General features: G+C 69.4%; 26 protein-coding genes. 18 read left to right on the forward strand and 8 right to left on the reverse strand.

The window, feature by feature from the left end:
- Positions 1 to 56: 56 nt before the first annotated feature.
- Positions 57 to 1100: a MerR family transcriptional regulator gene (locus Aco04nite_RS23470; protein WP_212999406.1), complete on the reverse strand. Its 1044-nt coding sequence runs from the start codon at positions 1098 to 1100 to the stop codon at positions 57 to 59.
- 217 nt (positions 1101 to 1317) lie between these two features.
- Between Aco04nite_RS23470 and Aco04nite_RS23475 the strand changes: the two genes are divergently transcribed.
- The 4 genes from Aco04nite_RS23475 (at position 1318) to Aco04nite_RS23490 (ending at position 4265) form a co-directional block, all read left to right on the forward strand.
- Positions 1318 to 2358 (forward strand): LacI family DNA-binding transcriptional regulator, encoded by a 1041-nt coding sequence (locus Aco04nite_RS23475; RefSeq protein ID WP_212999407.1) that lies wholly within the window; start codon positions 1318 to 1320, stop codon positions 2356 to 2358.
- A gap of 71 nt (positions 2359 to 2429) precedes the next feature.
- Positions 2430 to 2849 (forward strand): hypothetical protein, encoded by a 420-nt coding sequence (locus tag Aco04nite_RS23480; protein ID WP_212999408.1) that lies wholly within the window; start codon positions 2430 to 2432, stop codon positions 2847 to 2849.
- Between the two features lie 65 nt (positions 2850 to 2914).
- Complete coding sequence (locus Aco04nite_RS23485; protein ID WP_212999409.1) at positions 2915 to 3283, forward strand: hypothetical protein; 369 nt, start codon at positions 2915 to 2917, stop codon at positions 3281 to 3283.
- A gap of 4 nt (positions 3284 to 3287) precedes the next feature.
- Positions 3288 to 4265, forward strand: a complete 978-nt coding sequence (locus Aco04nite_RS23490) for a DNA polymerase domain-containing protein (RefSeq protein WP_212999410.1) — start codon at positions 3288 to 3290, stop codon at positions 4263 to 4265.
- Here the strand turns inward: Aco04nite_RS23490 and Aco04nite_RS23495 are convergent.
- The 3 genes from Aco04nite_RS23495 to Aco04nite_RS23505 are packed head-to-tail and all read right to left on the reverse strand — an operon-like array spanning position 4236 to position 6698.
- The gene (locus Aco04nite_RS23495; RefSeq protein WP_212999411.1) at positions 4236 to 5528 is read right to left on the reverse strand and encodes an MFS transporter; all 1293 of its coding nucleotides are present in this window, start codon (positions 5526 to 5528) and stop codon (positions 4236 to 4238) included. The genes Aco04nite_RS23490 and Aco04nite_RS23495 overlap by 30 nt on opposite strands.
- On the reverse strand, positions 5525 to 6076 hold the full coding sequence (locus Aco04nite_RS23500) for a winged helix-turn-helix domain-containing protein (protein ID WP_212999412.1): 552 nt from the start codon (positions 6074 to 6076) through the stop codon (positions 5525 to 5527). Before Aco04nite_RS23500 ends, Aco04nite_RS23495 begins: the two co-directional genes overlap by 4 nt.
- A 46-nt stretch (positions 6077 to 6122) precedes the next feature.
- Positions 6123 to 6698, reverse strand: a complete 576-nt coding sequence (locus tag Aco04nite_RS23505; RefSeq protein WP_212999413.1) for a 3'-5' exonuclease family protein — start codon at positions 6696 to 6698, stop codon at positions 6123 to 6125.
- 156 nt (positions 6699 to 6854) lie between these two features.
- On the opposite strand from Aco04nite_RS23505, the gene Aco04nite_RS23510 reads away from it, so the two are divergent.
- Positions 6855 to 7874 carry a dioxygenase family protein gene (locus Aco04nite_RS23510; RefSeq protein ID WP_212999414.1) on the forward strand — a complete coding sequence of 340 codons (1020 nt, stop codon included), beginning with the start codon at positions 6855 to 6857 and terminating at the stop codon, positions 7872 to 7874.
- Between the two features lie 89 nt (positions 7875 to 7963).
- Here the strand turns inward: Aco04nite_RS23510 and Aco04nite_RS23515 are convergent, their stop codons facing one another.
- From Aco04nite_RS23515 to rnhA, 3 genes are read right to left on the reverse strand one after another with little or no spacing between them, the layout of a single operon-like run.
- Positions 7964 to 9070, reverse strand: a complete 1107-nt coding sequence (locus tag Aco04nite_RS23515; RefSeq protein WP_212999415.1) for an epoxide hydrolase family protein — start codon at positions 9068 to 9070, stop codon at positions 7964 to 7966.
- The gene (locus Aco04nite_RS23520; RefSeq protein WP_212999416.1) at positions 9067 to 9870 is read right to left on the reverse strand and encodes an LLM class flavin-dependent oxidoreductase; all 804 of its coding nucleotides are present in this window, start codon (positions 9868 to 9870) and stop codon (positions 9067 to 9069) included. Before Aco04nite_RS23520 ends, Aco04nite_RS23515 begins: the two co-directional genes overlap by 4 nt.
- A 33-nt stretch (positions 9871 to 9903) precedes the next feature.
- On the reverse strand, positions 9904 to 10368 hold the full coding sequence (gene rnhA, locus Aco04nite_RS23525) for a ribonuclease HI (protein WP_212999417.1): 465 nt from the start codon (positions 10366 to 10368) through the stop codon (positions 9904 to 9906).
- A gap of 229 nt (positions 10369 to 10597) precedes the next feature.
- Here rnhA and Aco04nite_RS23530 point away from each other — a divergent pair, with 229 nt between their 5' ends.
- The 6 genes from Aco04nite_RS23530 (at position 10598) to Aco04nite_RS23555 (ending at position 15729) form a co-directional block, all read left to right on the forward strand.
- Positions 10598 to 11512 carry an ABC transporter ATP-binding protein gene (locus Aco04nite_RS23530; RefSeq protein ID WP_212999418.1) on the forward strand — a complete coding sequence of 305 codons (915 nt, stop codon included), beginning with the start codon at positions 10598 to 10600 and terminating at the stop codon, positions 11510 to 11512.
- A complete protein-coding gene (locus tag Aco04nite_RS23535; protein WP_212999419.1) occupies positions 11509 to 12270 on the forward strand; it encodes an ABC transporter permease in 762 nt (253 codons plus the stop codon). Before Aco04nite_RS23530 ends, Aco04nite_RS23535 begins: the two co-directional genes overlap by 4 nt.
- Before the next feature lie 87 nt (positions 12271 to 12357).
- Positions 12358 to 13185: an ABC transporter ATP-binding protein gene (locus Aco04nite_RS23540; RefSeq protein WP_212999420.1), complete on the forward strand. Its 828-nt coding sequence runs from the start codon at positions 12358 to 12360 to the stop codon at positions 13183 to 13185.
- On the forward strand, positions 13182 to 14003 hold the full coding sequence (locus tag Aco04nite_RS23545) for an ABC transporter permease (protein ID WP_203839110.1): 822 nt from the start codon (positions 13182 to 13184) through the stop codon (positions 14001 to 14003). The genes Aco04nite_RS23540 and Aco04nite_RS23545 overlap by 4 nt, the downstream gene beginning before the upstream one ends.
- Positions 13964 to 15115 (forward strand): sensor histidine kinase, encoded by a 1152-nt coding sequence (locus Aco04nite_RS23550; RefSeq protein ID WP_244876230.1) that lies wholly within the window; start codon positions 13964 to 13966, stop codon positions 15113 to 15115. Before Aco04nite_RS23545 ends, Aco04nite_RS23550 begins: the two co-directional genes overlap by 40 nt.
- Positions 15112 to 15729: a response regulator gene (locus Aco04nite_RS23555; protein ID WP_212999421.1), complete on the forward strand. Its 618-nt coding sequence runs from the start codon at positions 15112 to 15114 to the stop codon at positions 15727 to 15729. Before Aco04nite_RS23550 ends, Aco04nite_RS23555 begins: the two co-directional genes overlap by 4 nt.
- Here the strand turns inward: Aco04nite_RS23555 and Aco04nite_RS23560 are convergent.
- Positions 15698 to 16123, reverse strand: coding sequence for a hypothetical protein (locus Aco04nite_RS23560; RefSeq protein ID WP_212999422.1), 426 nt, complete (start codon positions 16121 to 16123; stop codon positions 15698 to 15700). The two genes, Aco04nite_RS23555 and Aco04nite_RS23560, sit on opposite strands and share 32 nt — an antisense overlap.
- A gap of 62 nt (positions 16124 to 16185) precedes the next feature.
- Between Aco04nite_RS23560 and Aco04nite_RS23565 the strand changes: the two genes are divergently transcribed.
- The 7 genes from Aco04nite_RS23565 to Aco04nite_RS23595 all read left to right on the forward strand — a co-directional run bounded on the left by Aco04nite_RS23565 (position 16186) and on the right by Aco04nite_RS23595 (position 24727).
- Positions 16186 to 17100: an FAD:protein FMN transferase gene (locus Aco04nite_RS23565; protein WP_212999423.1), complete on the forward strand. Its 915-nt coding sequence runs from the start codon at positions 16186 to 16188 to the stop codon at positions 17098 to 17100.
- Positions 17097 to 18269 carry a ferric reductase-like transmembrane domain-containing protein gene (locus Aco04nite_RS23570; RefSeq protein ID WP_244876231.1) on the forward strand — a complete coding sequence of 391 codons (1173 nt, stop codon included), beginning with the start codon at positions 17097 to 17099 and terminating at the stop codon, positions 18267 to 18269. The genes Aco04nite_RS23565 and Aco04nite_RS23570 overlap by 4 nt, the downstream gene beginning before the upstream one ends.
- Positions 18269 to 19504 (forward strand): NADH-ubiquinone oxidoreductase-F iron-sulfur binding region domain-containing protein, encoded by a 1236-nt coding sequence (locus Aco04nite_RS23575; RefSeq protein ID WP_244876232.1) that lies wholly within the window; start codon positions 18269 to 18271, stop codon positions 19502 to 19504. Before Aco04nite_RS23570 ends, Aco04nite_RS23575 begins: the two co-directional genes overlap by 1 nt.
- On the forward strand, positions 19501 to 19716 hold the full coding sequence (locus Aco04nite_RS23580; protein ID WP_212999426.1) for a ferredoxin: 216 nt from the start codon (positions 19501 to 19503) through the stop codon (positions 19714 to 19716). Before Aco04nite_RS23575 ends, Aco04nite_RS23580 begins: the two co-directional genes overlap by 4 nt.
- A gap of 598 nt (positions 19717 to 20314) precedes the next feature.
- Complete coding sequence (locus tag Aco04nite_RS23585) at positions 20315 to 21820, forward strand: sugar transferase (protein ID WP_244876233.1); 1506 nt, start codon at positions 20315 to 20317, stop codon at positions 21818 to 21820.
- Positions 21810 to 22781 carry a glycosyltransferase gene (locus Aco04nite_RS23590; protein ID WP_212999427.1) on the forward strand — a complete coding sequence of 324 codons (972 nt, stop codon included), beginning with the start codon at positions 21810 to 21812 and terminating at the stop codon, positions 22779 to 22781. Before Aco04nite_RS23585 ends, Aco04nite_RS23590 begins: the two co-directional genes overlap by 11 nt.
- A gap of 38 nt (positions 22782 to 22819) precedes the next feature.
- The gene (locus Aco04nite_RS23595; RefSeq protein WP_212999474.1) at positions 22820 to 24727 is read left to right on the forward strand and encodes a delta-60 repeat domain-containing protein; all 1908 of its coding nucleotides are present in this window, start codon (positions 22820 to 22822) and stop codon (positions 24725 to 24727) included.
- Positions 24728 to 24768 lie beyond the last annotated feature (41 nt).

A 24768-nucleotide genomic window follows, 5' to 3' on the forward strand; every position in this document is an offset into this window, starting at 1 on the left:
GTCAGCCATCCGGGGCGGAACGGGTGGGTCAGCCATTCGTGGCGGGATCGGGTGGGTCATGCGGGGACCACGTCGGCTACTACGCAGGCGATGTTGTCGGGGGCGCCTGCTTCGTGGGCTGCGGACAGGAGGTTGTCGACTGCTTGCTGGGGGGAGTCGGTTTCCAGGTATGTCTGCAGGTCGGGGCGGGGGACTGTGGTCCAGAGGCCGTCGGTGCAGAGGAGGTAGCGGTCACCGGGTAGGGCTGTTCGCAGGGAGAGGTCTGCTTCGCCGCTCGAGCCGAGCGCGCGCATCAGGAGCGCTCGTCGGGGGTGGTTGAGCAGGTCGCCGGGTGGGAGGTTGCCGGTGTCGACCAGGTGCTGGGCGTAGCTGTGGTCGTCGGTGAATCGGGAGAGGTGTCCGGATCGGAGCAGGTAGGCGCGGGTGTCGCCGATGTGGGCCACCGCGATTCTGGTGCCCGACCAGATCAGGGCGGTCAGGGTGGTGATCGGGCGGGTCTCGTCGCCGGGAAGGTCCCGGATCGTCGCGTCGGCTTCGTGGAGCGCGGCGGTGAGGGCTTCGAGGGAGAGCTCTGCCGTGGGCACGGTGCGGAGGGCGTTGACGGCGAGGACGGATGCTTCGGCACCGTGGGGACCGGCTCCGTCGGCTACGGCGAGGAGCGTGCTTGCTGCGTACGCGAAGTCCTGGTTGGTTTCGCGGACCTTGCCGATCTCGCAGCCGGTGGCGAAGCGCAGGCCGAGGGTGGGGTTGGTGTCGGGCATGGGGGCTCCTTTGCCGGTGAGGTAGTCGGTGAGGAACGTCGCGAGGCGGGATCGGGCGGCCAGCTCGGCTTCGGCTTCGGCCATGAACGTGGCGATTGCCGCGGCGGCCTCGGCTGCGGGCAGGGAGCAGACGGAGCGGATCCGGGCGAGGGGCATGTCGAGGCGGCGGAGCCAGGCCACCAGGCGGGCGCGGTCGAGCTGGGCCGGGTCGTAGTAGCGGTAGCCGGTGTCCGCGTCGACGGCTGCCGGTGGGAGCAGGCCGAGCTCGTCGTAGAGACGCAGCGCTTTCGGTGACAACCGCGCTGCCCGCGCGAAGGCCCCGATGGTCACCAGCTCCATGTGCAACCGCCCCTCGTGAAGAACCGATGGGGACAGCCTCCCGTCTCCCCTTAGGGGAGGGTCAAGGTTTGAACCCGAGAGGAGGGTCACGCACCCGGGGGAGGTTTCAGATACGCCGATCGGCTGGATTCGTTCGCAGTGCCATAGGGGACGGCAGACATCGATGTCATACTGCTGTCCCTGTGCCAATAACCATCGCTGCAGAATCCGGAGCACCATGTCCGCATCCCGGCCCGCCGAGGGGTCCTTCGACGCGGCGGCCGGGCGCCGGCCCACGCTGACGCAGGTCGCCGCGCTGGCGGGCGTCAGCCTGAAGACCGCCTCCCGGGCGTTGAACGACGAGCCGAACGTTGCCGAGGCGACCGGGCGGCGGGTTCGTGAGGCCGCGGACCGGTTGGGTTACCGGCTCAACGGCATCGCCCGTGAGCTGCGTCGCGGGGCTACTTCCGCGCTGGTCGGGCTGATCAGCGGGGATCTGACGAACCCGTTCTACTCCGCGGTGGCCAGCGGGATCGAGCGCGAGTTGCGTCAGCACGGCCTGCAGCTGGTGACGGCGAACAACGACGAGGACGCGGAGCTCGAGCAGTCGCTGGTCGACGCGTTCCTGCAGCGCCGGGTGCGGGCCCTGCTCGTGGTGCCCAGCGGGGAGCACCACGATTACCTGGCGATCGAGGGTAATCGCGGAGTGCCCTTCGTGTTCCTGGACCGCCCGCCGGATGAGGCGACGGCCGACGCCGTGCTGATCGACAACGTCGGCGGTGCGCGGGCGGCGGCGGAACATCTGCTGGCGGGTGGGCATCGGCGGATCGCGCTGGTGGCCGATCTCGCGCGGATGGCGCCGCAGCGCGCGCGGATCGACAGCTTCGTGGCGGCGATGAAGGCGGCGGGTAACGAGGAGTGGGAGCCGTACCTGCGTACCGATGTGCATGATGTGCGGCGTGCCGAGGAGACCGTCCGGGAGCTGCTGGAGCTTGAGCCGCGCCCGACTGCGGTGTTCACCACCAACAACCGGCTGACGACCGGGGCGCTGCGGGCGCTGCGGGGGCACACGGATCCGCCGGCGCTGGTGGGTTTTGACGACTTCGACCTGGCCGATGTGATCGGGACGACCGTGGTGGCGCACGATTCGGTTGCCATGGGCCGGGAAGCGGCGCGGCTCGCTCACGAGCGCATCAGTGGGTTCCGTGGCCCGGCACGCACAGTGACCATCTCGACGACGGTGATCCCACGCGGCAGCGGAGAACGTCCACCTCGATAGAGCCTAAATAAAGCCGAACTGTGCCCGCACCGTTGCAGATCATGACCCCTGCAGCGGCTAGTTTTCGACCGATGGACGAGAGGCTGCACGCCCCGGCGCTTGCGGTGCCGAAGGACAATGCCGGCCGCTGGGTGGGCCTCATCACCCTGCTCTGGATCACGGTGGTGCCAGTGCTCGGGATCATGGGTTTCTTCCGAAGTCTGAATTTCGGTGGGACGGAGCCCCGCGCCGACGGTCAGTGGATGTTGAACACGGCCGTCGTCCTGCTGGTGGCGCTGCCCGCATTGGCTACCGGCGTCGCACTCTGGGGTAATAAGCCGGTCCTCGCCGCGTTCTACGGCGTGATCACCGCCGCCATTGTTGTGCTGGGCCTGGTTTCCGCCATGGCCGATCAGGGAAACAGGCCCGACCAGGGAAATACGCCGGACAGGGGCAATTCCCGGGGCTGCGTGACCATGAGCGGCGGCACCAACACCTGTCCAGGTGGCTGACCGTGCTTCCAGGTGGCTGACCGTACTTCGCCGCGCACCGCGGCGAACTCCTTTAAGGTGCTTTTGTGACGCTTGAGATAGAGCGGCCCGTTGAACGACCTGCCGATCCGGTGAGACCGGCCACGACGCGCCGGACCGCCGAGGAGGTGCACGCCGACCGTCAGGCGGCTGCCCGCCGCACCCAGGCGGCCCTGCACATCGCGGTCGTCACCCTGGCGTGGCTGGTCAGCGTGCCGTTCCTGGTCGGCTGGGGTGTGCTCGGCACCCAACGCGAGGACGGCGTTCTTCTCTTCGCCGCGTTGCTCGCCGTCGTGCTGCCGTTCACCGGGGCGGCCATCGCCACCCGTAACGGTCTGTACTTCACCGGTGGGTGTTTCGCGGTGCTGACACTGGCGATGGTGGTTCCCGCGATCAGCGTGGTGCAGGCAGGATGAGGCTATGGCTGCCGAGAAGGAAGAGCGCGACGGCGTACCGCTGACCAACCTGGACCAGGAGCTATTTCCTGAGGCCGGGGTCAGCAAGCGCGAGCTGATCGACTACCTCGACGCGGTCCGCGACCGGATCATCCCGGTTCTGCGGGACAGGCCGCTGTCCGTGATCCGGCTGCTGCGCGGCCAGGACCAGTTCATGCAGAAGAATCTGCCGAAATACACGCCGGAGTGGGTGCCGCGGACCAAGGTCTGGGCGGAGGCGTCGCACCGCGAGGTCCTCTACGCGCTCTGCAACGACCGGCGCACGCTGCTGTGGTTCGGTAATCAGCGAGCGATCGAATATCACCCCACGTTGATGACGGCGACGGACCGTGACCATCCGACCCATCTGATCATGGATCTCGACCCGCCCGAGGGCAGCGGCTTCGGCGTGGTGGTCGCGGCTGCCCTGCTGGTGCGCAGGGCGCTCAACGACGTGGGCCTGGACGGCGCGGTGAAGACGAGCGGTTCCAAGGGCGTGCACATTTTCGTCCCCCTCGACGGCACCGCGGAGACCGTTGATGTCGCGGCGGCGACGCGGGCGGTGGCCGTCCGCGCCGAACGTCTCGATCCCGAGCTGGCGACGACCGCTTTCATTCGCGACGATCGGCACGGCAAGGTGTTCCTCGACGCGACGCGTTCCGGTGGCGCGAGCGTCGTCGCTGCCTACAGCCCGCGGGTCCGGCCAGGACTTCCGGTCTCGTTCCCGGTCGGATGGGACCGGCTTCCGGAGATCACTCCCGCCGATTTCACCGTACGCTCAGCGCCCGCCATTCTTGCCGACAGTGACCCGTGGGCCGAGGATATGCCCAGCCCACAGCCTCTGGACCCCGGGCTCGTGGCGGAGGGGCACACGATCCCCGTGGCCCGGGTCGCGGCGATGCACGAGGGCAAGCGTCGCGCCCGGGCGAAACGGTCAGCCGGCGAGGGTGACGTCAGCGGGTGACGCCGGCAGGTCCCGTCGGCCGCGGAACGGGCCGAGGAGAAGGATCAGTCCGCTCACGGCGTACCCCAAGGTCATGATCGTGATTGCTGTCCTGACGCCGAAGGCGGTCGCGACCGCCCCGCCCAGAACGGCCCCCACCGGGATCGCGCCGAGGTTGACGAACTGCATGCCGGTCACGACCCGGGCGAGCAGGTGGGGCGGGCAGTAGGCCTGCCGGAAGCTGCCCGCGAGAACGTTCCCCGCGACCACCCCGAACACCATGGCGATCATGCCGACGACATAGATGGCCAGTCCGGCGCCGGGCCGGGTGAGGGGAACCAGCGTCGCGGCGACCCCCGCAAGCGTCTTGCAGCCGACCATCGTGCGCGCCGCGCCGAACCTGCGAGCGAGAACCGGAGCGGCGGCCGCGGCACCGACCCCACCGACCGCGGTGATCGCCATCAGCAGGCCGACCCCGGTGGTGCCGAGCCCGATCTCCCGGACGAGAAAGACGATGAGCAGCGCGTTCATGCCGGTCAGGACCAGGTTGGCCGTCGCGCCGTGGATCGTGAGGTTGCGCAGGAAGCGGTCGCGGGCCAGCCAGCGGATCCCGGCCGCGATGTCCTCGCGGATGCTCTCCCGCTGCTCAGGCCGTTCCGGCCGGGTCTCCGGCCTGCGGATCCGCCAGATGAAGAAGGCGGAGACCAGAAAACTGACGGCATCGGCGACCAGGGCGGTGGCCGCTGTCACTGCTGCTATGAGTACGCCACCCAGCGCCGGACCCGCGACCTGCGCCGTCGACTCCGTCCCCTGCAGGATCGAGTTCGCGCCGACCAGCCGATCCTTGTTGAACATCGCCGGCAGATACGCGGTCCACGCCACGGTGAAGAACACCGACGCACAACCGAGCAGCATCTCCACGGCGATGAGTTGTCCAACGGTCAGCACGCCCAGCCAGGCGGCGACCGGCACGCTGATCACCACGACCGCCGCGAGCAGGTCGCTGACCAGCATCACCGGGCGTCGCGCGATGCGGTCGATCCACGCGCCGGCCGGCAGCCCGATCAGCAGCCACGGCAGCCAGACCGCAGCGGTCAGCAGGCTGACCAGGAAGGCGCTCGCGTCCAGCACCTGCACGGCGATCAGTGGAGTCGCGATGCTCGCGATCGAGCTGCCGAACTTGCTGGCCGTCATGCCCGCCCAAAGATGACGGAACGCCGAGTCCTTGAGTATGCCCTGGCCGGCTGTCTTGTTCTCTACTTTGTCCTCGCTCGTCGTGATCATGGCCGGCCCGGGAAGCCGCGGCCGATGACGAAGACCGGTTCGCGATCCTCGGCCGGCGGGCGGCCGGCGAAGCGGTTGATCACCTGCTGGATCTCGTCGCCCAGCTCGGCCAGCTCGGCCGGGCTGAGATTCAGGAAGCCATCGGTGGAGAAGGCACTCGACGTCCACGGTTCCTGTCTCGAAGCGGGGCTACCGAGCCAGGTCTTGATCAGGTCCACCTGCCGTTGCAGACCCATCGCCATGGCGGCGTCCGCGGTGGCCAGGTCGGCGGCGTCACCGGCGAAGTCGGCGAGCTGCCAGCTGATGCTGCGGTCCGGCATCCGCCACCAGTGCTCCTTGCGGTTGCGAGCGAGCTCAGGGGCCTCTTCGATGAGCCCGGCCTCGGCGAGAACCCGCAGGTGGTGGCTGACATTGGCGACGGCCTGGCCGGTGACGCGGGCCAGCACGCTCGGCATCGACGGCCCGTCGACGCGCAGCACGTCGAGCAGTCTGCGACGGACGGGGTGAGCGACCGCCTTGAGCACTGCGGCGTCCTTGATCTGTGCCATGACCCCACCATGGCACGGTTAACAGATGTTGCGCAAGAGCTCTTTACTAAATGCCGTCCCATTCGAAGACGTTGCAGAACAGCTGTGCCTGCTCGACCGCGTCGTCGAGGGCGTGATGGGTGTGCGGGCTGTCGCCGAGGAGGTGCCGCGGCATCGAACGCTTGCCCACGCCGCGGATCGGCCGATGGGCCTTCTGCGCGAACAGGGTCTTCAGGTCGAGATGAGCCGAGTGCCCGAACGGGGAGCCGCCGGTGAAACGCACCTGGTACCAGTACGTGAACATCCAGTCGAAGCCAAGCGGGTAGCCCACGAACACCGGCCGGGCCTGGTGCTTGTCGGCCATCTCGGCCAGCCACGCCACGTTTTCGGCCATCGCCAGGGCCGGGGCGGCGCCGGTCCGTGCGAGTGCCGCCCGATCGAGCCCGCTCACCGCGAGAGCCTCGGGTATGAAATCGGGCGATATGGGCTGCAACTCCCGATAGAAGGTGTCACCCTCCAGCCGGTTGAACGTTGTCCCGTCGAACGTCGCGGCGACGGCCATGCCGAAGGACAGCATCGAGTACGGACCGGGGATCGGCCCGTCCGCCTCGATGTCGGTGGAGATGTAGAGATCGGTCGGCACGCGGCGAGCCTAGGACCCCTCGTGCGCCGGAGGAAGGTGTTTCACCCGGACGATTACCCGCTCATCCGGGCTACACAACACCGTCACAGGTCACCCACAGTCGTCGTCGCTTTGCTTGTCGCATCCGTTCCCGAGGTTTGAGGAGAGGCCACACCGATGCAGGAACCAGAAGACAACGCCGCGTACGTGCGAAGGGTCCACGACAAGGGACTGTACTTCGACCTGCGGACCATGTCGCGGCGCCGGCTGCTCGCCGGGCTCGGCGGCATGGGAACGCTGGCTCTGGTCGCGGCCTGCGGCGACGACTCGACCTCGACCGCCGGTGCTTCCTCGTCTGCTTCCTCGGCTGCGAGCGGGTCGGTCACCGAGGTGGAGTCCGAGACGGCCGGCCCTTACCCCGCGGACGGCTCGAACGGCCCGGACGTGCGCACCCTCGACGGCATCGTGCGCAAGGACATCCGCACCTCCTTCGGCGACGCGAGCGGGACCGCGGAGGGAGTGCCCCTCGAATTCTCCCTGGTGGTGAAGGATCTCAACGGCGCCGCGGTCACCGGGGCGGCGGTCTACGCCTGGCACTGCGACCGGGACGGCAACTATTCGCTCTACTCGCAGGGCATCACCGACCAGAACTACCTGCGCGGCATCCAAGAGACGGACGACACCGGCACAGTGACGTTCACCAGTATCTTCCCGGCGTGCTACTCGGGCCGCTGGCCGCACATCCACTTCGAGGTCTACTCCTCGGTGGCGAATGCCACGAGCGGCGACGGCCCCATCGTGAAGACGTCGCAGATCGCCATCCCCGAGGACGTCGCCGACGTCGTCTACAAGACGGACGGTTACAGCAGGAGCGTCACCAACATGAGCCAGGTGACGCTGGCGACGGACAACGTCTTCGGCGACGACTCCGCAGCGACCGAACTCGCCGCCATCACCGGAAGCGTGGACGCCGGCTACAAGGCGACCCTCTCGATCGCGGTCGACCCGTCCGGCAAGGAGACCGGTGGCGGAGCCGCCCCCAGCGGAGGCGGTGGCACCCCGCCGTCCGGAGCTCCCGGAGGCGGTGGCACCCCACCGTCCGGAGCCCCCGGAGGCACCCCACCGTCCGGCGCTCCTGGAGGTGGGGGCGCTCCCGGTGGCACCCCGCCTTCGGGCGCTCCCGCCGCGACTTCCTGACCCCCGTTCCGTGGCCGGCCGGGCACTTAGCGTCCCGGCCAGCCGCGCCACGATCTCCACGATCGCTGCCCAGACGGGTCCTCGGAAGATCACCGGAGCGCGCGGAAGCATGCCCGGATCTCCTCGACGAAAAGCTGCGGCTGCTCGAACGCGGCGAAGTGCCCGCCGCGTTCGGGCTCGCTCCAGTAGCGGATGTCGGTGAAACGCCGCTGCGCCCAGCGCCGGGACGGCCGGGGATTCTCCTTCGGGAAGATCGTGCAGCCGGTCGGCACGGCTATCTCGTCGGAGGTGCCCACCCGGAACCGTGCCTGGACATCGCGGAAGCTCTCCGCGTAGAGCCGGGCAGCGGACGCACCCGTGCCCGGCAGCCAGTAGAGCATGAGGTTGTCGAGCAGATCGTCGTCGGTGAGCCGGTCGCCGTCGGTCCACGCCTCGAACTTCTCCACGATCCACGCGCACAGGGCGGCAGGGGAGTCCGTCAGGGCGTACCCGATGGTCTGGGGTCTGGTTGTCTGTTGCAGTGAGTAGGCGTCGCCGTCCTGGCCGGCGGTTTCCAGATCGTCGAGCGCCGCTTGCTCGGCTGCGGTGAGCTCGCCGGACGTCGCCGGATCCGGTGCGACCAGCGGTGGGACGAGGTGCAGGCCGATGACTCTCCCGGGTGCCTGCTGGGCGATGCTGGTGCTGATGCTCGTCCCCCAGTCGTGCCCGGCAGCGCCGAAACGGTCGTAGCCGAGCCGCGTCATCAAGGTGATCCACGCGCGGGCGATGCGCTCGACCGTCCAGCCCGTGGTCGCCGGCTTGTCGCTGAAGCCATACCCCGGCAGGGAGGGGCACACCACGTGGAAGTCCCTGGTGAGCGGCGCGACAACCCGGGCGAACTCGACGATCGATCCGGGCCATCCGTGCGTCAGGATCAGCGGGGTGGCGTCCGGGTCGGGCGAAGGCGCGTGCACGAAATGGATGCCGAGCCCGTCGATCTCCGTCCGGAACTGCGGCAGCTCGTTGAGCCGGGCCTCGGTCGCCCGCCAGTCGTATCCATCGGCCCAATATGCGCACAGGCTGCGCATTCGCTCCAACGGGACACCTTGCGCCCGGCCCTCGACGGTGGCGGGCTCCGGCCATCTCGTGCGCCGGAGCCGCTCGCGAAGATCGGCCAGCTCGTCATCGCCCGCCCGGATCGTGAACGGCGTGATCATGACGGTGGCCCCGCGGCGATCCGCTCCCGGATCTGCCTCATCCGCTCGGGGCCGTGGTGCGGCATCTCCCAGCGTGTCTCCATCCACCACGTGCAGCCGGCCTCGGCCCACGGCGTGACCTGCTCCCGCGCGGCGATCGGGTCGTCGGCCGGGGTCTCGCCCTCGGTGAGAATCTCCAGCCCCGGCGGCGCGCCGCGGTCGGCGAACCAGGCGCGCATAGCTCGTACATCATCGGGGGTTTCGAGGCCCTGCGGGATGACGCCGTCGCACCTCAGCGCGCGCCGCAGGGATTTTGGTCGCGGCCAGGCCGCGACGACCCAGATCGGCACCCGCTCCTGCACCGGTCTGCCCACCTCGGCCAGGTCGTCACGCTCGACCTCGTAGTCGTAGTGCGGCCCGTGGTGGCTGGTGCCTCCCGCCCATAACGTGCGGATCAGGTCGATGCCGTCATCGAGCATCGCGGCGCGCTCGCGCAGATCGGTGACCTCGCTGGTCAGGGGCAGATCGGTCGTCACCGCGCCCACGCCGACACCCAGGATCGCGCGGCCGCCGGAGAGCTGGTCGACCGTGACGACCTGACTCGCGACCTTCCAGGGGCGCCGCCACGGCAGTGGCGTCAGGATCGTGCCGAGCCGGATGCGGCTCGTGCGCACTGCCATGGCCGCGAGCAGGCTCCATGCGTCCACTCCGGACGCCGCCTCCCAGACGAAGACGCCGTCCCACCCGGCCTGTTCGGCCAGGATTGCTTGATCAAGCTGCTCGGGCCCGGTCCCGCCGGGCAGAATCACCCCGTGTCTCATGCCCGGGAACGCTAGGCCGGGGGTACGACATTTTCAGACGCGGGCCGCGGCCACGGCTTCCTGCAGGCCGCGAGCTGCCAGCCGGTCGGCCCGCTCGTTCTCGGGATGCCCGGCGTGGCCCTTCACCCAGTGCCACTGCACGTCATGACGGCGCACGGCCGTGTCGAGGAGCTGCCAGAGGTCGACGTTCTTCACCGGCTGCTTCGCCGAGGTCTGCCAGCCGTTGGCCTTCCAGCGTGGCAGCCATTTCGTGATGCCGTCCCGCACGTAGATGCTGTCCGTGTAGAGCAGCACGGTCAGAGGCGCGCGGTTGAGGCTTTCCAGCGCGCGAATGGGGGCCATCAGTTCCATGCGGTTGTTGGTCGTCTGGCCGGCTTCGCCGCCGCAGAGATCCTTCTCACTGGTGCCCCAACGCAGCACCGCACCCCAGCCCCCGGGTCCCGGGTTGGGCACGCACGCGCCATCCGTGTAGATCTCCACCGCACTGACCGGACTCATGGCGGGAAACCCTACAAGGCGGGCAGTGTCAGGCCGCCGACCCGGTGACCTGCGTGACGTTGCAGGTCCCGGGGGGAACCGTTGCCGGATCGGCGGCCTGCCCCCGCAGACTCATTTCCAAGAGCGTCGCCAGGTGCTTGGGAGCGCTCCCAAGGCCGAGCATACCGGCAAACGGCGGTCTGGGCCACACCCCGGGGGTTCCCCGCGAAGTGCCAAGTACAGTTCGGGCATGCTTGAGAACGCCGTCGAGGTGCGGGACGTCGTCGTCAAGTACGGCGAGGTCACAGCCGTTGACGGAGTGTCACTTTCCGTCCCGCGCGGTTCGATCCTTGCCCTGCTCGGCAACAACGGCGCCGGAAAGACAAGCCTGCTCCAGGTCTGCGAAGGTTTCCGCGGCCCGGACGGCGGTTCTGCGCGGGTGCTCGGCCTCGATCCGATAGCCGATCACGACGACCTCATGCCGCGGCTCGGCATCATGCTGCAGTCGGGCGGCGTCTATCCATGGGCCACCGCAGGGGAGATCCTCCGGCTTTTCGCATCGTACGCAGCCGATCCGCTCGACGTGGACATGCTGCTCGATCGCCTCGGCCTGCGGAAGTTCGCCAAGACCCGGTTCCGCCGGCTCTCCGGCGGCGAGCAGCAGCGACTCTCCCTTGCCGTCGCGCTCGTCGGCCGCCCCGAGCTGGTCTTCCTCGACGAGCCGACGGCCGGCATGGACGTCGGCGCCCGGCAGACCACGTGGGAGCTCGTCGACAGCCTGCGCGCCGACGGCGTCTCGGTGCTGCTCACCACCCACCTGCTCGACGAGGCCGAAAGTCTGGCCGACCACGTGGTCATCATGGACAACGGCACCGTCGCGGCAACCGGCACGCCCGCCGAGCTCACGGCCGCTGCCGGCATCGACCTCCTGCAGGTGCGGGCTGAGCCCGGCCTCGCCATAGCGACGCTCGCCGAGCAACTCGACGCCAAGGTGACGGAGGACGGCCCCGGCGAGTATGCGATCGCGGGCACGCTCGACACGGAGTCGCTCGCCGAGGTGCTGGCCTGGTTCGCGCGGGCCGGGGCTCAGGTCACCGCGGTCAACACCCGCCGCCGCACGCTCGAAGACGTCTACCTGGCCCTGACCGCGGGAGCGACCCGATGACAACCGGAACCTTCACCCCGTCGCCGGGTCGCGCTCCGATGCGCGACATCCTCAAGAGTCAGGTACGCATGGAGCTCGTGCTCACCGCCCGCCGCGGTGAAGCCGTCGTGCTGGCCATGGGCGTGCCGCTGCTCGTGCTGCTGGGCGCCGGTCTCACCGAGGCCACCAACGTGCCCACCGACGACAGGCTCGGCTACGTGGTGCCCGGCGTGCTCGCCCTGACGGTGATGTCCACCGCGTTCACGGGGCAGGCGATCACGACCGGCTATGAGCGCAGCTACGGCGTGTTGAAAAGGCTCGGCGCCTCCCCGCTCACCCGCCCCGGCCTGCTCTTCTCGAAGACCGCGGCGATCCTCTGCCTGGTCGGCATCCAGATCCTCGCGCTGGCGCTGGTCGGCGTGGTCGTCGGCTGGCGTCCCGATTTCTCACACGTGCTGCCCGCCGTCGGGGTCACGGTGCTGGCGACCGCCGCCTACTGCGGGTTCGCCCTGCTCATCGCCAGTTTGCTGCGCCCGGAGACGGTGACCGCGGGGGCAACGTTGATCTACGTGCTGATGCTGGCCGCCGGTGGCATCATGTTCGCCGCTCCCGATCTGGGCACGGCGGGATATTTCGTGCTCCCGCTGGCCGCGCACGCCCAGGCGTTGCGTGACACGCTCACGGACGGTACCGCGGTGCCGGGCTCGATCTGGCTCAGCCTCACGCTCTGGGCCGCCGTCGCGCTGACGCTGGCCGCGCGCAAGTTCCGCTGGGAGTAGTCACGCGGCTGTCCACCGAACGGTGGACAGTGGTTGACCGTCACTCGGTCGTCCCGCGAAACGGCCCGGCCCGGCAGGCTCAACGGCATGACCGCGATAAATGTCAGGGGCCTCCGGAAGACCTACGGATCCCACCACGCCGTCGATGGCCTTGACCTCGATGTCGAGGTCGGCGAAGTGTTCGCCCTGCTCGGTCCCAACGGCGCAGGCAAGACCACCACCGTCGAGATTCTCGAGGGGCACCGTCGTCGCACCTCCGGCGAGGTCACCGTGCTCGGCCTCGACCCAGGGCACGCCGACCGGCACTGGCGGGCGCGCATCGGCATCGTGCTGCAATCCACATCCGACGCCGCCGACCTCACCGTGCACGAGATCGTGCGGCATATCGGCGGCTGCTACCCCAACCCCCGCGGGGCCGCCGAGGTCATCGATCTCGTCGGCCTCACCGACAAGTCCAAGGCCAAGGTCCGCACTCTCTCCGGCGGCCAGCGCCGCCGGCTCGACGTCGCGCTCGGGATCGTCGGGCGCCCCGAGATCGTATTTCTCGACGAGCCCACCACCGGCTTCGACCCCGAGGCGCGGCGGCAGTTCTGGCATCTCATCCGCAGGCTCTCCGCCGAGGGCAGCACGATCCTGCTGACCACGCACTATCTGGACGAGGCCGAGGCGCTCGCCGATCGGCTCGCCGTCATCGCCGACGGTGCCATCGTGGCCGAGGGGACGCCCGCGACGCTCGGCGGCCGGGCCACCGCGGAGGCCGTGGTGAGCTGGTCCGGCGGTCACCGCGAGCACGCGGCCGACCCGGTCGCCCTGATCATGCGGCTGGTCGCGGAGGGTGCCGATCTCACCGGCCTGACCGTCACCCGTCCCACGCTGGAGGACACCTATCTCGCCCTGATCGGAGAAGCTCGATGACCACGACGTCTCTCGCACCCGCGGTGAGCACCCTGACGATCGGTGTCCGGCGCGGCGGGATCGAGCTCCTGCAATTCATGCGGGACAAGACCTCGCTCATCTTCACGTTCTTCTTCCCCGCGATGTTGCTGCTGCTCTTCGGGGCGATCTTCACCGACAGCTACGACCTGCCCGGGCTCAGCGCAGCCCAGGTGTTCACCTCCAGCATGATCGCCTACGGGGTGATCTCGACCTCGTTCATCACGATGGGCGTCGGCATCGCGACCGATCGGGAGGACGGCACGCTCAAGCGGCTGCGTGGCACACCGGTCACCGCCACCGCCTATTTCCTGGGCAAGCTGATCCTGGTGGCCGCGTTGACCGCGGGGGAGGTCGTGGTGCTGCTCGCGGTCGGGGTGCTCGTCTTCGACATGCCGTTGCCGTCCGAGGCGGGCCGCTGGGTGACCTTCGCGTGGCTGTTCGTGCTGAGCGTGACGTCCTGCGGTCTGCTCGGCATCGCCGCCAGCGCCCTGGTCCGCAATTCCCGCACGGCCGGCGCGGTGCTCAACGTTCCGGTCGTCGCCCTGCAGTTCCTCTCCGGTGTCTTCATCCACCCGATCACCCAGCTGCCCGACTGGATGATCACCTTCGCGTCGGTCTTCCCGGTCAAGTGGATGGCTCAGGGCTTCCGTTCGGTCTTCCTGCCGGACGCCGCCACCACTTTCGAAGCGGGGGGTGCCTGGGAGCACGGGCGTATCGCCTTGGTTCTCGGTGCCTGGTGTGTGGTCGGATTGGTGCTGTGCCTGACCACGTTCCGCTGGACGAGCCGACGCGACTGATGCCTCAAGGATTCTGGGACCTCTTCTTCGCGGTGGTGCTGGTCGGCGTGGGCGTGACGGTGGCCTTCGAGCGAGGCCCCGACACTGCTTACGCGGAGCTGGCGATCGTGGCCATCGCCGGTCTCTACGGGCTCTGGGGGCGTCGCGTGGTGCGTGATGGGCGCGCAGCAGCCTGGTATGCGGCGACGATCGTGCTCGCCTTCGCGGCCGGCTCGTATGTGGTCGGGACCGTCAACTACGTGCTGTTCGCGGTCTGCCCGATGTTGTTCCTGATCCTGACGCTGCGTAAGGCGATTATCGCCGTGGTCGCCGCCAACCTCGTACCGATCCTTGCCGGCTACGTCCGTGGCGGCCAGGACTACGAGTTCGTCACGGTGTACGGCCCGATCTTCGTCATGACCACCGTGGTCTCCGCCGGCTTCGGACTGTTCATCACCAGGGTCATGGGAGAGAGCCAGGAACGGGCCCAGCTCATCACCGAGCTTGAGAGCAGCCGAGCCGAAGTCGGCCGGCTCTCGCACGAGGCCGGGGTCGCCGCGGAGCGCACCCGGCTGGCCGGCGAGATCCACGACACGCTCGCCCAGGGCTTCACCAGCATCATCACGTTGCTTCAGGCCGCCGACCCGAAGCTTGCCGACGAGCGGCTGCGACTGGCCGTCGAGACGGCGAAGGAGAACCTGGCCGAGTCCCGTGCCCTGGTCGCGGCCCTGACGCCTTCCGCCCTGGGCACGGACTCGCTGCCCGATGCGCTGCGCCGCCAGGTCACCCGGGCAGCGACGAACGGCACCCCCGCCACCGCGACGTTCCGCACGACCGGGGAGCCGCGCCACCTGCCGACCGCGCTCGAGGTCGTGCTGCTGCGGACGACGCAGGAAGCGCTCACCAACATCCGCCGGCATGCCGGGGCGACCGAGGTGACGGTGGTGCTCGCCTATGCCGTGGGTCGGGTCCGGCTGACTGTTCGCGACAACGGTTGCGGGTTCACCGGCGGGGAGTCTCCCGGGTTCGGTCTCAACGGAATGCGGTCCAGAGCCGAGCAGGCCGGGGGCACGCTGTCCGTGCGGAGCGCCCCGGGCCAGGGCACCACCGTCGAATTGGAGGTCCCGGCATGATTCGGATCCTGCTGGTGGACGATCATCCCGTGGTCCGGCACGGGCTGCGGGGGATGTTGGAGATCGAGGCCGACCTCAACGTGGTCGGGGAAGCTTCTTCGGGTGCCGAGGGTGTCGCCCTCGCCGTGCAGCTGCGGCCCGACATCGTGCTGATGGATCTGCGGATGCCGGGTGGAGACGGGGTCGAGGCGACCGGTGCGATTCTGGGGCGGGTGCCGGGCGTGCGGGTGCTGGTGCTCACGACCTACGAGTCGGACCGTGACATCCTGCGCGCGATCGAGGCCGGTGCCGGGGGTTACCTGCTGAAGGACACGACCCCGGCCGACCTGGCGACGGCGGTCCGGGCCGCCGCCCGGGGCGAGATGGTGCTTGCGCCGAGCGTTGCCTCCACGCTGGTGCGGCAGGTTCGCAGTCCTGCCGTGCCGAGCCTCTCGGCCCGGGAAGCGGAGGTGCTGCGGCTGGTGGCCCGCGGGGCGACCAACTCCGACATCGGCCGCGGGCTGGGCATCTCCGAGGCGACGGTCAAAACGCACCTGCTGCGGGCCTTCAACAAATTGGGCGTCGACGACCGCACCGCCGCCGTCACCAGGGCCATGGAGCTCGGAATGCTCTGACGAGCATCCACAGGAAGCGCTCAGCAGGGCCACAGGGCTGAGAGAGGTTGCCCCCGCACATTGGTTGAGTCGTCAACAAAGAGGGAGGCGATCCGATGGACCGGGACAAGGCACTACGCCGCACTACCGCGATCACAGGAGCGCTCGTGGCAGCCGGCATCGCCGGCACGCTGGCAGCGGGGGTGGCGGCCCATGCCGCGACCACCTCCAGTAGCAGCACTTCCACCAGCACGGACTCCTCCACGACCACCGACAGCACCGACTCCAGCAGCACCGGCTCTAGCAGCACCGACACTTCGGGCAGCGACTCTGCGGGCAGCAGCAGTTCGAGCAGTGACAGTTCGAGCAGTGACAGCAGCTCCAGCGGTTCGAGCAGTGACAGCTCCAGCAGCAACTCGCCGCAGCTTTCCAGCGGGGGCAGCGACTCCGGGCAATCGACGTCGGGAGGTTCCTGAGATGCCGTTGATCGAGATGCTTCCGGTCGGCGCCGACACCGCGCAGTGGTCCGTCTGGGGCACCACCGCGCGCATCGTGGTCACCGACCCGGCCGCTGTCGAGGACGCCGCAGCCCTGGTCCGCGCCGAGCTGGCCGCCGTCGACGCCGCCTGCAGCCGGTTCCGGCCCGACTCCGAGCTGCGCGACGCCTGCCGGTCCCGGGGGCTGCCCGTGACCGTCAGCCCGCTGCTGGCCGACCTCGTTGGCGCCGCCCTGGCCGCCGCACGGCAGACCGGCGGGGACGTCGACCCGACCGTCGGCGGGGCGTTGTGCGGGCTCGGCTACGACCGGGACTTCGCTGCGATCACCGGGCAGCAGGTGGCCCCCGCCGTCCGCGTCTTCGCCACGCCCGACTGGCGCAGCGTCCGGCTCGACGGAGAGTTGCTGACCGTGCCGGACGGCGTCCTGCTGGACCTCGGCGCCACTGCCAAAGCCGCCGCCGCGGACAGGGCCGCTGCCCGGGTGGCTGTGCAGCTAGGGGTCGGCGTCATGGTTGCTCTCGGCGGGGACATCGCCACCGCCGGGCCCGCGCCCGACGGCGGATGGCGGGTGCTCGTGCAGGACCGGCCCGGCGACCCGAGCTGCGTGATCCGGCTCCCAGCCGGCGCCGCCCTCGCCACGTCCAGCACGGCCGGCCGCGTCTGGGGCCGTCCCGGCGAGCAGCTGCACCACATCCTCGACCCGCGGACCGGGCTTCCGGTGAGCCCGGTCTGGCGTACGGTCTCCGTCGCCGCATTCTCGTGCCTGCGAGCCAACACACTGAGCACCGCCGCGATCGTCCGCGGGCACGGGGCGGTCGACCTGCTCGGGAATGTCCCGTCGAGGCTCGTCACCCCGGGCCTGGACGAGACGCGGCTGGGCGGGTGGCCGGAATGACCGACGCCCTCTGGTATTTCGGGCGCGGCACCGGGCTGGTCTCGCTCGTCCTGCTCTCCATCGTGGTCGCCCTGGGCATCGGCGCGCGCTCCGGGCAGCCCGCGTTCGGCCTGCCCCGCTTCGCCGTCAACCTCCTGCACCGCAACGCCGCGCTGCTCGCGGTGGTCTTCCTCGCCGGACATGTGGTCAGCCTCTACTTCGACCCGTACGCCCAACTGCGCTTCTTCGACCTCTTCGTGCCCTTCACCGGCGCCTACCGCCCGTTCTGGCTGGGCCTGGGCACCCTCGCCTTCGACCTGATCATCGCGCTGATCGTGACCAGCCTCCTGCGCCAACGACTGGGCGCCCGCGCCTGGCGTGCCGTGCACTGGCTCGCCTACCTCTGCTGGCCCATCGCGGTGCTCCACGGCCTCCAAACCGGCACGGACGGCAGCACCTGGTGGCTGCGCACAGTCACCGCCACCTCGGTCGCCCTGGTCCTCGCCGCCCTGACCTGGCGCCTGACCCCAGCCTTCAACCCCCACCCCACCCGAGCCCCCCGCCGCCGCCCAACCCCGGCCGCCACCACCGGTCCATCACCCACCCCAGACCCAACCCGAGCCGTCCAGGCCGGGCCACCTCGCTTCGGGCCGCCTCGCTCCGGGCCGCCTCGCTCCAGGCAAGTCCGGGCCACGGAGGTCCACGCGGGTCAAAACCCCGGGCAGGCCCAGGCGGGGCAGGTCCAGGCCGCGGAGTTTCACGCGGGCGAGAACCATGGGCAGGTTCACGCGGGCGAGAACCATGGGCAGGTCCATGCGGGCGAGAACCATGGGCAGGTCCATGCGGGCGAGAACCATGGGCAGGTCCATGCGGGCGAGAACCATGGGCAGGTCCATGCGGGCCAGAACCACGGGCAGGTCCATGCGGGCCAGAACCACGGGCAGGTCCATGCGGGTCAGGTCCATGCGGGTCAGGTCCATGCGGGGCGGGTTCACGCAGGACAGGCCCACCCCGGGCCGGTCCAGGCAGGGCCGGTCCAGGCCGGGCAGGTCCATCTGGGGCGGGCGCATGTCGGGCAGGGGCGCGCTGGGCAAGGGCGCGTCGGGGAGGTTCAAGCCGAGGGCCTTGGATCCGGTCTGGTCGGGTCCGGGCGGGTCGAATACGGGACCGGCAAGAGGGAGGACTTCTGATGACTGTTGTGGATGTTCTGCCGGGTGTGGGGCGGCGGCTGCTTGCTGGTTCCACTGACGGGAGGCTTGATACGCACCTGGCTCGGTATGCGCGGCCGCCGCGGTTGGATGGTGTTCAGCTGGTGGGGTTGCTGCGGGATGCGGGGCTGACCGGGCGGGGTGGGGCGGGGTTTCCGACCTGGCGCAAGGTGGAGGCGGTGCTGGGGGCGAGCGGTGTTCCGGTGGTCGTGGGGAACGGCTCGGAGGGGGAGCCGGCCAGTGGGAAGGACCGGGCGCTGATGGCGTACCAACCGCATCTGGTTCTTGATGGGTTGCAGATTGTGGCGGGGGCAGTGGGGGCTCGGCAGGCCTATTTGTATGTTGCGGCGGCTTCTGCGGTGGGGGTTCGGGCGGCGTTGGGGGATCGGCGGGGGGCGGGGCTCGATCCTGTGCCGGTGAGTGTGGTTGTTGCGCCGGAGCGGTTTGTGGCGGGGGAGGAGTCTGCGGTTGTCAACGCCGTTGCGGGGCGGGCTGCTGTGCCTTCGGACAAGCGGGTGCGGGTGACCGAGGCCGGGGTGGGGGGTGCGCCGACGCTGGTGCAGAACGTGGAGACGCTGGCTCATCTGGCGTTGATCGCGCGGTTCGGGCCGCACTGGTTCCGGGAGGCCGGCACCGCCGAGGAGCCGGGGACGTTCCTTGCGACTGTTGGTGGGGCGGTGGGGGTTCCCGGGGTTGTCGAGGCGGGGTACGGCGTGCGGCTGGGGGACCTGGTGGATGCCGCTGGGGGGCCTGCTGAACGGCTGCAGGCGGTGCTGGTCGGCGGGTATCACGGTGGATGGGTGCCGGCGCTTCCGGAGCTGGCTGTGAGCCGGGCCGGGCTTGCGCCGTACGGGGCTTCGCCGGGGGCGGGGATCGTGGTGGCGCTGCCGGTCGGGGTCTGTGGGCTCGTGGAGACCGCGCGGATCGCCGGGTATCTCGCTGGGGAGGTTGCCGGGCAGTGCGGGCCTTGCGTCAACGGGTTGCCGCGGCTGGCGACGACGCTTACCGATCTTGCACATCGGCGGGGGCGGGCTGGGCTGGGGCGGGAGGTTGATGCTGTGCGGGAGGTTGAGCGGTTGAGCCTGCTGGTGAGCGGGCGGGGTGCGTGCCGGCATCCGGATGGCAGTGTGCGCATGATTCGTAGCGCGATGCGCACATTCGACGCCGATGTTGCGGCTCACCTGGCCGGACGTTGTGTGGCGGAGGAGGCGCGATGAGCGAAAACAGACTCCACATCGACTGGACGGCGTGTGACGGGCGGGGGCTCTGTGCCGAGTTGCTGAGCGAGATCCTGGTGGAGGACGAGTGGGGTTATCCGCTGGCGCGGGACGGGGCCGTGGAACCCGCCGTCCCGCGGGCGCTCCAGAAGAACGCAAAACGGGCCGTGGATCGGTGCCCGGCACTCGCATTGCGGCTGGTCAATAGCTAAACTTTTAGTCGATATCCTATCGGGCCGATCTTTTTTCACTACGGTGAACAAAGGTCGGCCCGATGATCTGTAGCGGACCGCCGGTTACGCGGAGTCAGCCATGGAAGCGCTCCCAAATGGTCGCTGGGAGCCAACTGGGAGCTGACTCGACGCTAACTGAGAACGGCTACATAGGACACTGTCAAGTACGCAGAGGCGACCTGGCGTCCAGTGGCGACGGTGGTCGGTCCGCGCCGTTTCGTATCGAAGATCACAACTCCACCGGCGGCCGGGGAGTGCCCGTCCGTGTGCTACCGTTCGGTACCACTAAGTTCTCGACCCGGACAATTCGACGGGGCGTATGAGTGGAAAACCGGACATCCGCGCGAGCCTTCCTTCGGGTCTGCTTCGACTGCTATTTTGTCCGAAGTGGATCAGGGTAAACGGCAAAGGCCTTCGGAGATTCGTGATAGGCGCCGATAAAGATTGCGAAACGCGGGTTCGGTAAATACGCGATCTTCGTCTAGCGTTCACCGCCAGGGTTGTAGGTGGGGTGCGTGACTGTGGACAGCTTGAAATTGCCGAGCGGGCGTGGGGCCTCATCGGAGGCAGAGGCGTCGTGACGACGACGGAAACGGCGGCCGACGAGGTCGCGACACAGGAGATACCGCGGACGCCGCAGTATTCGGGGTTCACCGAAAGGGAGCTCGGGGAGCGCGGCCACGCCGATCGCTGGGTGTGGGAAGCGCGCTACGTCAAGCTGCTGCTGCTGGTCGACTTCGGAGCGGCGGTCATCGCGACGCTCGCCGCGTTCGTGCTCCGCTTCCAGGGCGCTGCCTATGCCGACTGGTACATAGTGCTGTCCGTGCTGATCCCGCCGGCCTGGGTGGGGTTGCTCGCGCTGAGCCACGCCTATGAGCGCCGGGTCCTGTTCGTCGGTGGCGAGGAGTATCAGCGGGTCATACGGGCCGGCGTGCATCTGACGCTGGTCATCGTGCTGGCGTCCTACGTGGCCCACACCGACATCGCCCGGGGCTACCTGCTCATCGCTCTTGTGCTGACCACCTTCCTGGCGCTGTCCGGCCGGTTCGCGCTGCGCAAGATCCTGCAGCGGGCCCGGCGCGGTGGTGCCTGCATGCACCGGGTGCTCGTGCTCGGCCACGTCCCGGCGGTGGCCAAGATGACCGGGCAACTGCATCGCCGCTACCACCACGGGTTCCAGGTGATCGGCGCGTGCCTGCCGCTCGACCAGATCGCCGACGGGAAGACGCTTGACGTGCCGATCTACGGCGGGCTCGGTGCCGCCGCCAACTCGGCCGCGGCTGCGGGGGCCGACACCGTGATGGTGTTGTCCTGCCCGGAGCTGGACGGCCCGATGCTGCGCCGGCTGGCGTGGGAGCTGGAGCGCGACGACATCGACCTGATCGTGTCGTCATCGCTGGTGGACACGGCGGGTGACCGGATCACCGTGCGGCCGGTCGACGGGCTGCCGATGATGCACATCGAGCATGCCACGCTGTCCGGCGGCCGGCGGTTGGTGAAGGCGGTCTTCGACGTCGCGGTCGCGCTGGGCCTGCTCGTGCTGCTCGCGCCGGTCTTCCTGGCCGTCGCGCTGGTGATCAAGCTGGACACCGGCGGGCCGGTCTTCTTCCGGCAGGTTCGGGTCGGGCGGGGCGGCGAGACGTTCCGGATGAACAAGTTCCGGACGATGCACGTGGACGCTGAGGCCCGGCTGGCGGCGATGCGTCAGGCCGCCGAGGGCGATGGCGTGCTCTTCAAGATGCGCGACGATCCCCGGGTCACCAGGGCCGGGCGGATCCTGCGGCGCTATTCGCTCGACGAGCTGCCGCAGCTGATCAATGTGCTGCTGGGGCAGATGTCGCTGGTCGGGCCGCGGCCGCCGCTGCCCGCCGAGGTGGAGCAGTATCCGGACGACATGCGGCGACGGCTCGTGGTCCGGCCCGGGATGACCGGGTTGTGGCAGGTGAGTGGGCGCTCCGACCTGTCATGGGAGGACTCGATCCGGTTGGACATCCGATATGTGGAGAACTGGTCGCTCACGGTCGACCTGGTGATCCTCATGCGAACGGCGATGGCGGTCATGCGTGGTTCCGGTGCGTACTAGAAGTCTGCTGGTGGCGTCGACCGGCGGTCACCTCGCCGAGCTGCACAACCTGGCGCCGCGGCTGAACCTCGGGGACATCCGCTGGGTGACGTTCGACAGCCCGCAGAGCCGGTCGCTGCTGGCAGGTCAGGACGTGGTCTTCGTGCCGCCCGCCACCAGCCGTGACGCGGTCGGGCTGGTCAAGGACATGGTGGTCGCCCGCCGGATGCTCAAGGCCGAGCGCTACGAGCGGGTGATCAGCACCGGTGCCAGCGTCGCCATGGCGTTCTTCGTGCCGGCGTCGGCGATGGGCATCGAGTGCTTCTACATCGAGAGCGCCACGCGCACGCAGGGACCGTCGCTGACGGGGAAGCTCGCCGCGCGGGTGCCGGGAGTGCGTCTCTACACGCAGTATCCGGACCTGGCGGGCGGGGAATGGAGCTACGGCGGGTCCATCTTCGACGCGTTCGAGGCCGAGGCACTGACCGATCCATTACCCGTACGCAAGGTAGTGGTCACGCTCGGCACGCATGAGCGCTACACGTTTCCGCGGCTGCTGACCCACCTGATGGGACTGATACCCCCGGAGTGGGAGGTCCTCTGGCAGGTTGGTGCGACGGTTGTCGACACAATGCCCACCGGTGCCCGCCGGCAGGTGCCGATGGCCGAGATGCGCACCGCCCTCGCCGAGGCGGACGTCGTCATCTCCCACGCAGGTGTGGGGTCGGCGCTGGCAGCCATGCAGGCCGGCAAGCGGGCGCTGTACGTCCCGCGGCGCAAGGCGCACGGCGAGCACGTCGACGACCACCAGGTCGAGATGGCGCAGGAGTTGGAGAGCAGGAAGCTGGTCGTGGCCCGCGAGGCGGAGGACGTCACCCTCGCGGATCTGCGCTCGGCAGCGGCTTGGACGGTGCGGGCCGCCCCCGGAGCAGCACCGTTCGTGTGGAACAGCAGTACCGATGAGGAGGATTTGTGTCCCTGAAGCGCAGGGCGCTGGTGCCCGCAGTGGTGGCAGGCCTGATGGTCGGGCTCACCGCTGTGCCGGCGAGCGCCGTGTACGTCCCGCCGACCGCGGCGGCGACCCTGGTCACGGCGAACCCGGCGGACAACACGCCGCACGCCCAGAACGGGAGCATGCGCGCGTTCGCGCAGATCGGCGACATCGTCTACGCCGGTGGCTCGTTCACCGGGGTCAAGGCGGCGGGTGCGAGCAGCTGGTCGGCGGCGAACAACCTGATCGCGTACAACATCAACACCGGCGCGATCCAGACCGGGTTCGCCCCGGTGCTCGACGGCGCGGTGCAGACGCTCGCGGTCAGCCCCGACAGCAAGCTCATCGTCGGTGGCAGCTTCGGCACGGTCAACGGTGTCGCCCGCAAGAACCTCGTCGAGCTCGACCCGGGCAGCGGCGCGACAGTTGCCTCCTGGGCCGGCCGCGGTGACGGTGGCACGGTCCGCCGCGCGATCGTGCAGGGCAACAACCTGTACATCGCGGGCGCCTTCCACTGGGTGAACGGCACGCAGCACTCGCTGCTGGCCCGCCTGAACGCCACCACCGGCGCGATCGACACCACGTTCCAGATCGACGCGAGCGGTGCCCGGCCCTACCCGAACTCCAGCGAGCTGGTCTGGGGCCTCGCGGTCGCGCCCGACGGCAAGACCGTCGTCGCGGTCGGCAACTTCACGACGGTCAACGGCAATGCCCGCAACCAGGTGGTCATGATCGACACCTCGACGGGTACGCCCACAGTGGCGAACTGGGTGACCGACCGTTACGTGGCGGCCTGCGCCAGCGACGCGTTCCCGTTCTACGCCCGTGACGTGGACTTCTCCGACGACGGCAGCTTCTTCGTAATCGTGGCCGACGGCGCCAGCGGTGACGCGTACTGCGACGCCACCGCCCGCTGGGAGACGGCCGACCGCGGCACCAACGTCAAGGCCACCTGGGTCGCCTACACGGGCCGTGACTCGGTCACCTCGCTCGAGGTCGCCGATGGTGTCGTCTACGTCGCCGGTCATTTCCGCTGGCAGAACAACGCGAACGGCGTGGACGCCAAGGGCGACGGCGGTGTCGACCGCTACGGCGTGGCCGCGCTCGACCAGCAGAACGGCCGCCCGATCGCCTGGAACCCGACCCGGTCGCCCGGCGACGCACTGCCGGCCGACGGCGTGAGCTGGGGCGCGATCGTGTGGGAGCTCTGGAAGGGACCGAACGGGCTCTTCCTCGGTCAGGACTCCGACGGGCTCGGCAACGAGTACCACGGCCGGCTCGGCTACTTCCCCGACTCGGGCGGGCGCGCGATCGGCGTGCTCGACGCGCCGAAGACCGCGACCGGTTACCTCTACCTCGGTACGAGCACCGGGACGGTGAAGAAGGTCGCGTACACAGGCACCGGCCTGGGGACGCCGGCCACCAGCAGCCAGCCGCAGCTCACCGGGGCCAAGGCGGCGTTCGCGCTGTCCAACAAGCTCGTCTGGGCCAAGGCGGACAGCTCGACGTCCAGCGGTAGCGTCCTCAACATCTCGGTGTTCAGCGCCGGCGCCGCGGGGGCACCGTGGGTCGGCAGCGGCTACAACAGCTGGTTCCCGGCGGCGAGCCTGACCGGCGCGTTCTACCTGGCGGGCCGGTTGTACTACACGACGTCGACGGACAACGCGCTGTTCTACCGCTACCTGACACCGGACGGCTACATCGTGGGCGACACCGCGTACACGCTGCCCACCTCGGGTATCGACTGGCACACGGTGCGCGGCCTGACGTGGGTCTCGGGGAAGATCGTCTATGGCTCGACCGGCGGCTCCCTGCGTACAGTCGGATTCGATCCGGCAGCGGCCACCGCCGTGGTCGGCGCCAACTCCACCCAGCTCGCGGCGTCCAGCACCGCGGCGACGTGGAACAACCCGACCCTGTTCTTCGCGACGTCCTAAAGAGCACGCACGAAGGGGTCCGGCCGTGAGGCCGGGCCCCG

It is taken from the genome of Winogradskya consettensis (assembly GCF_018332715.1).
Classification (GTDB): Bacteria; Actinomycetota; Actinomycetes; order Mycobacteriales; family Micromonosporaceae; genus Actinoplanes; species Actinoplanes consettensis.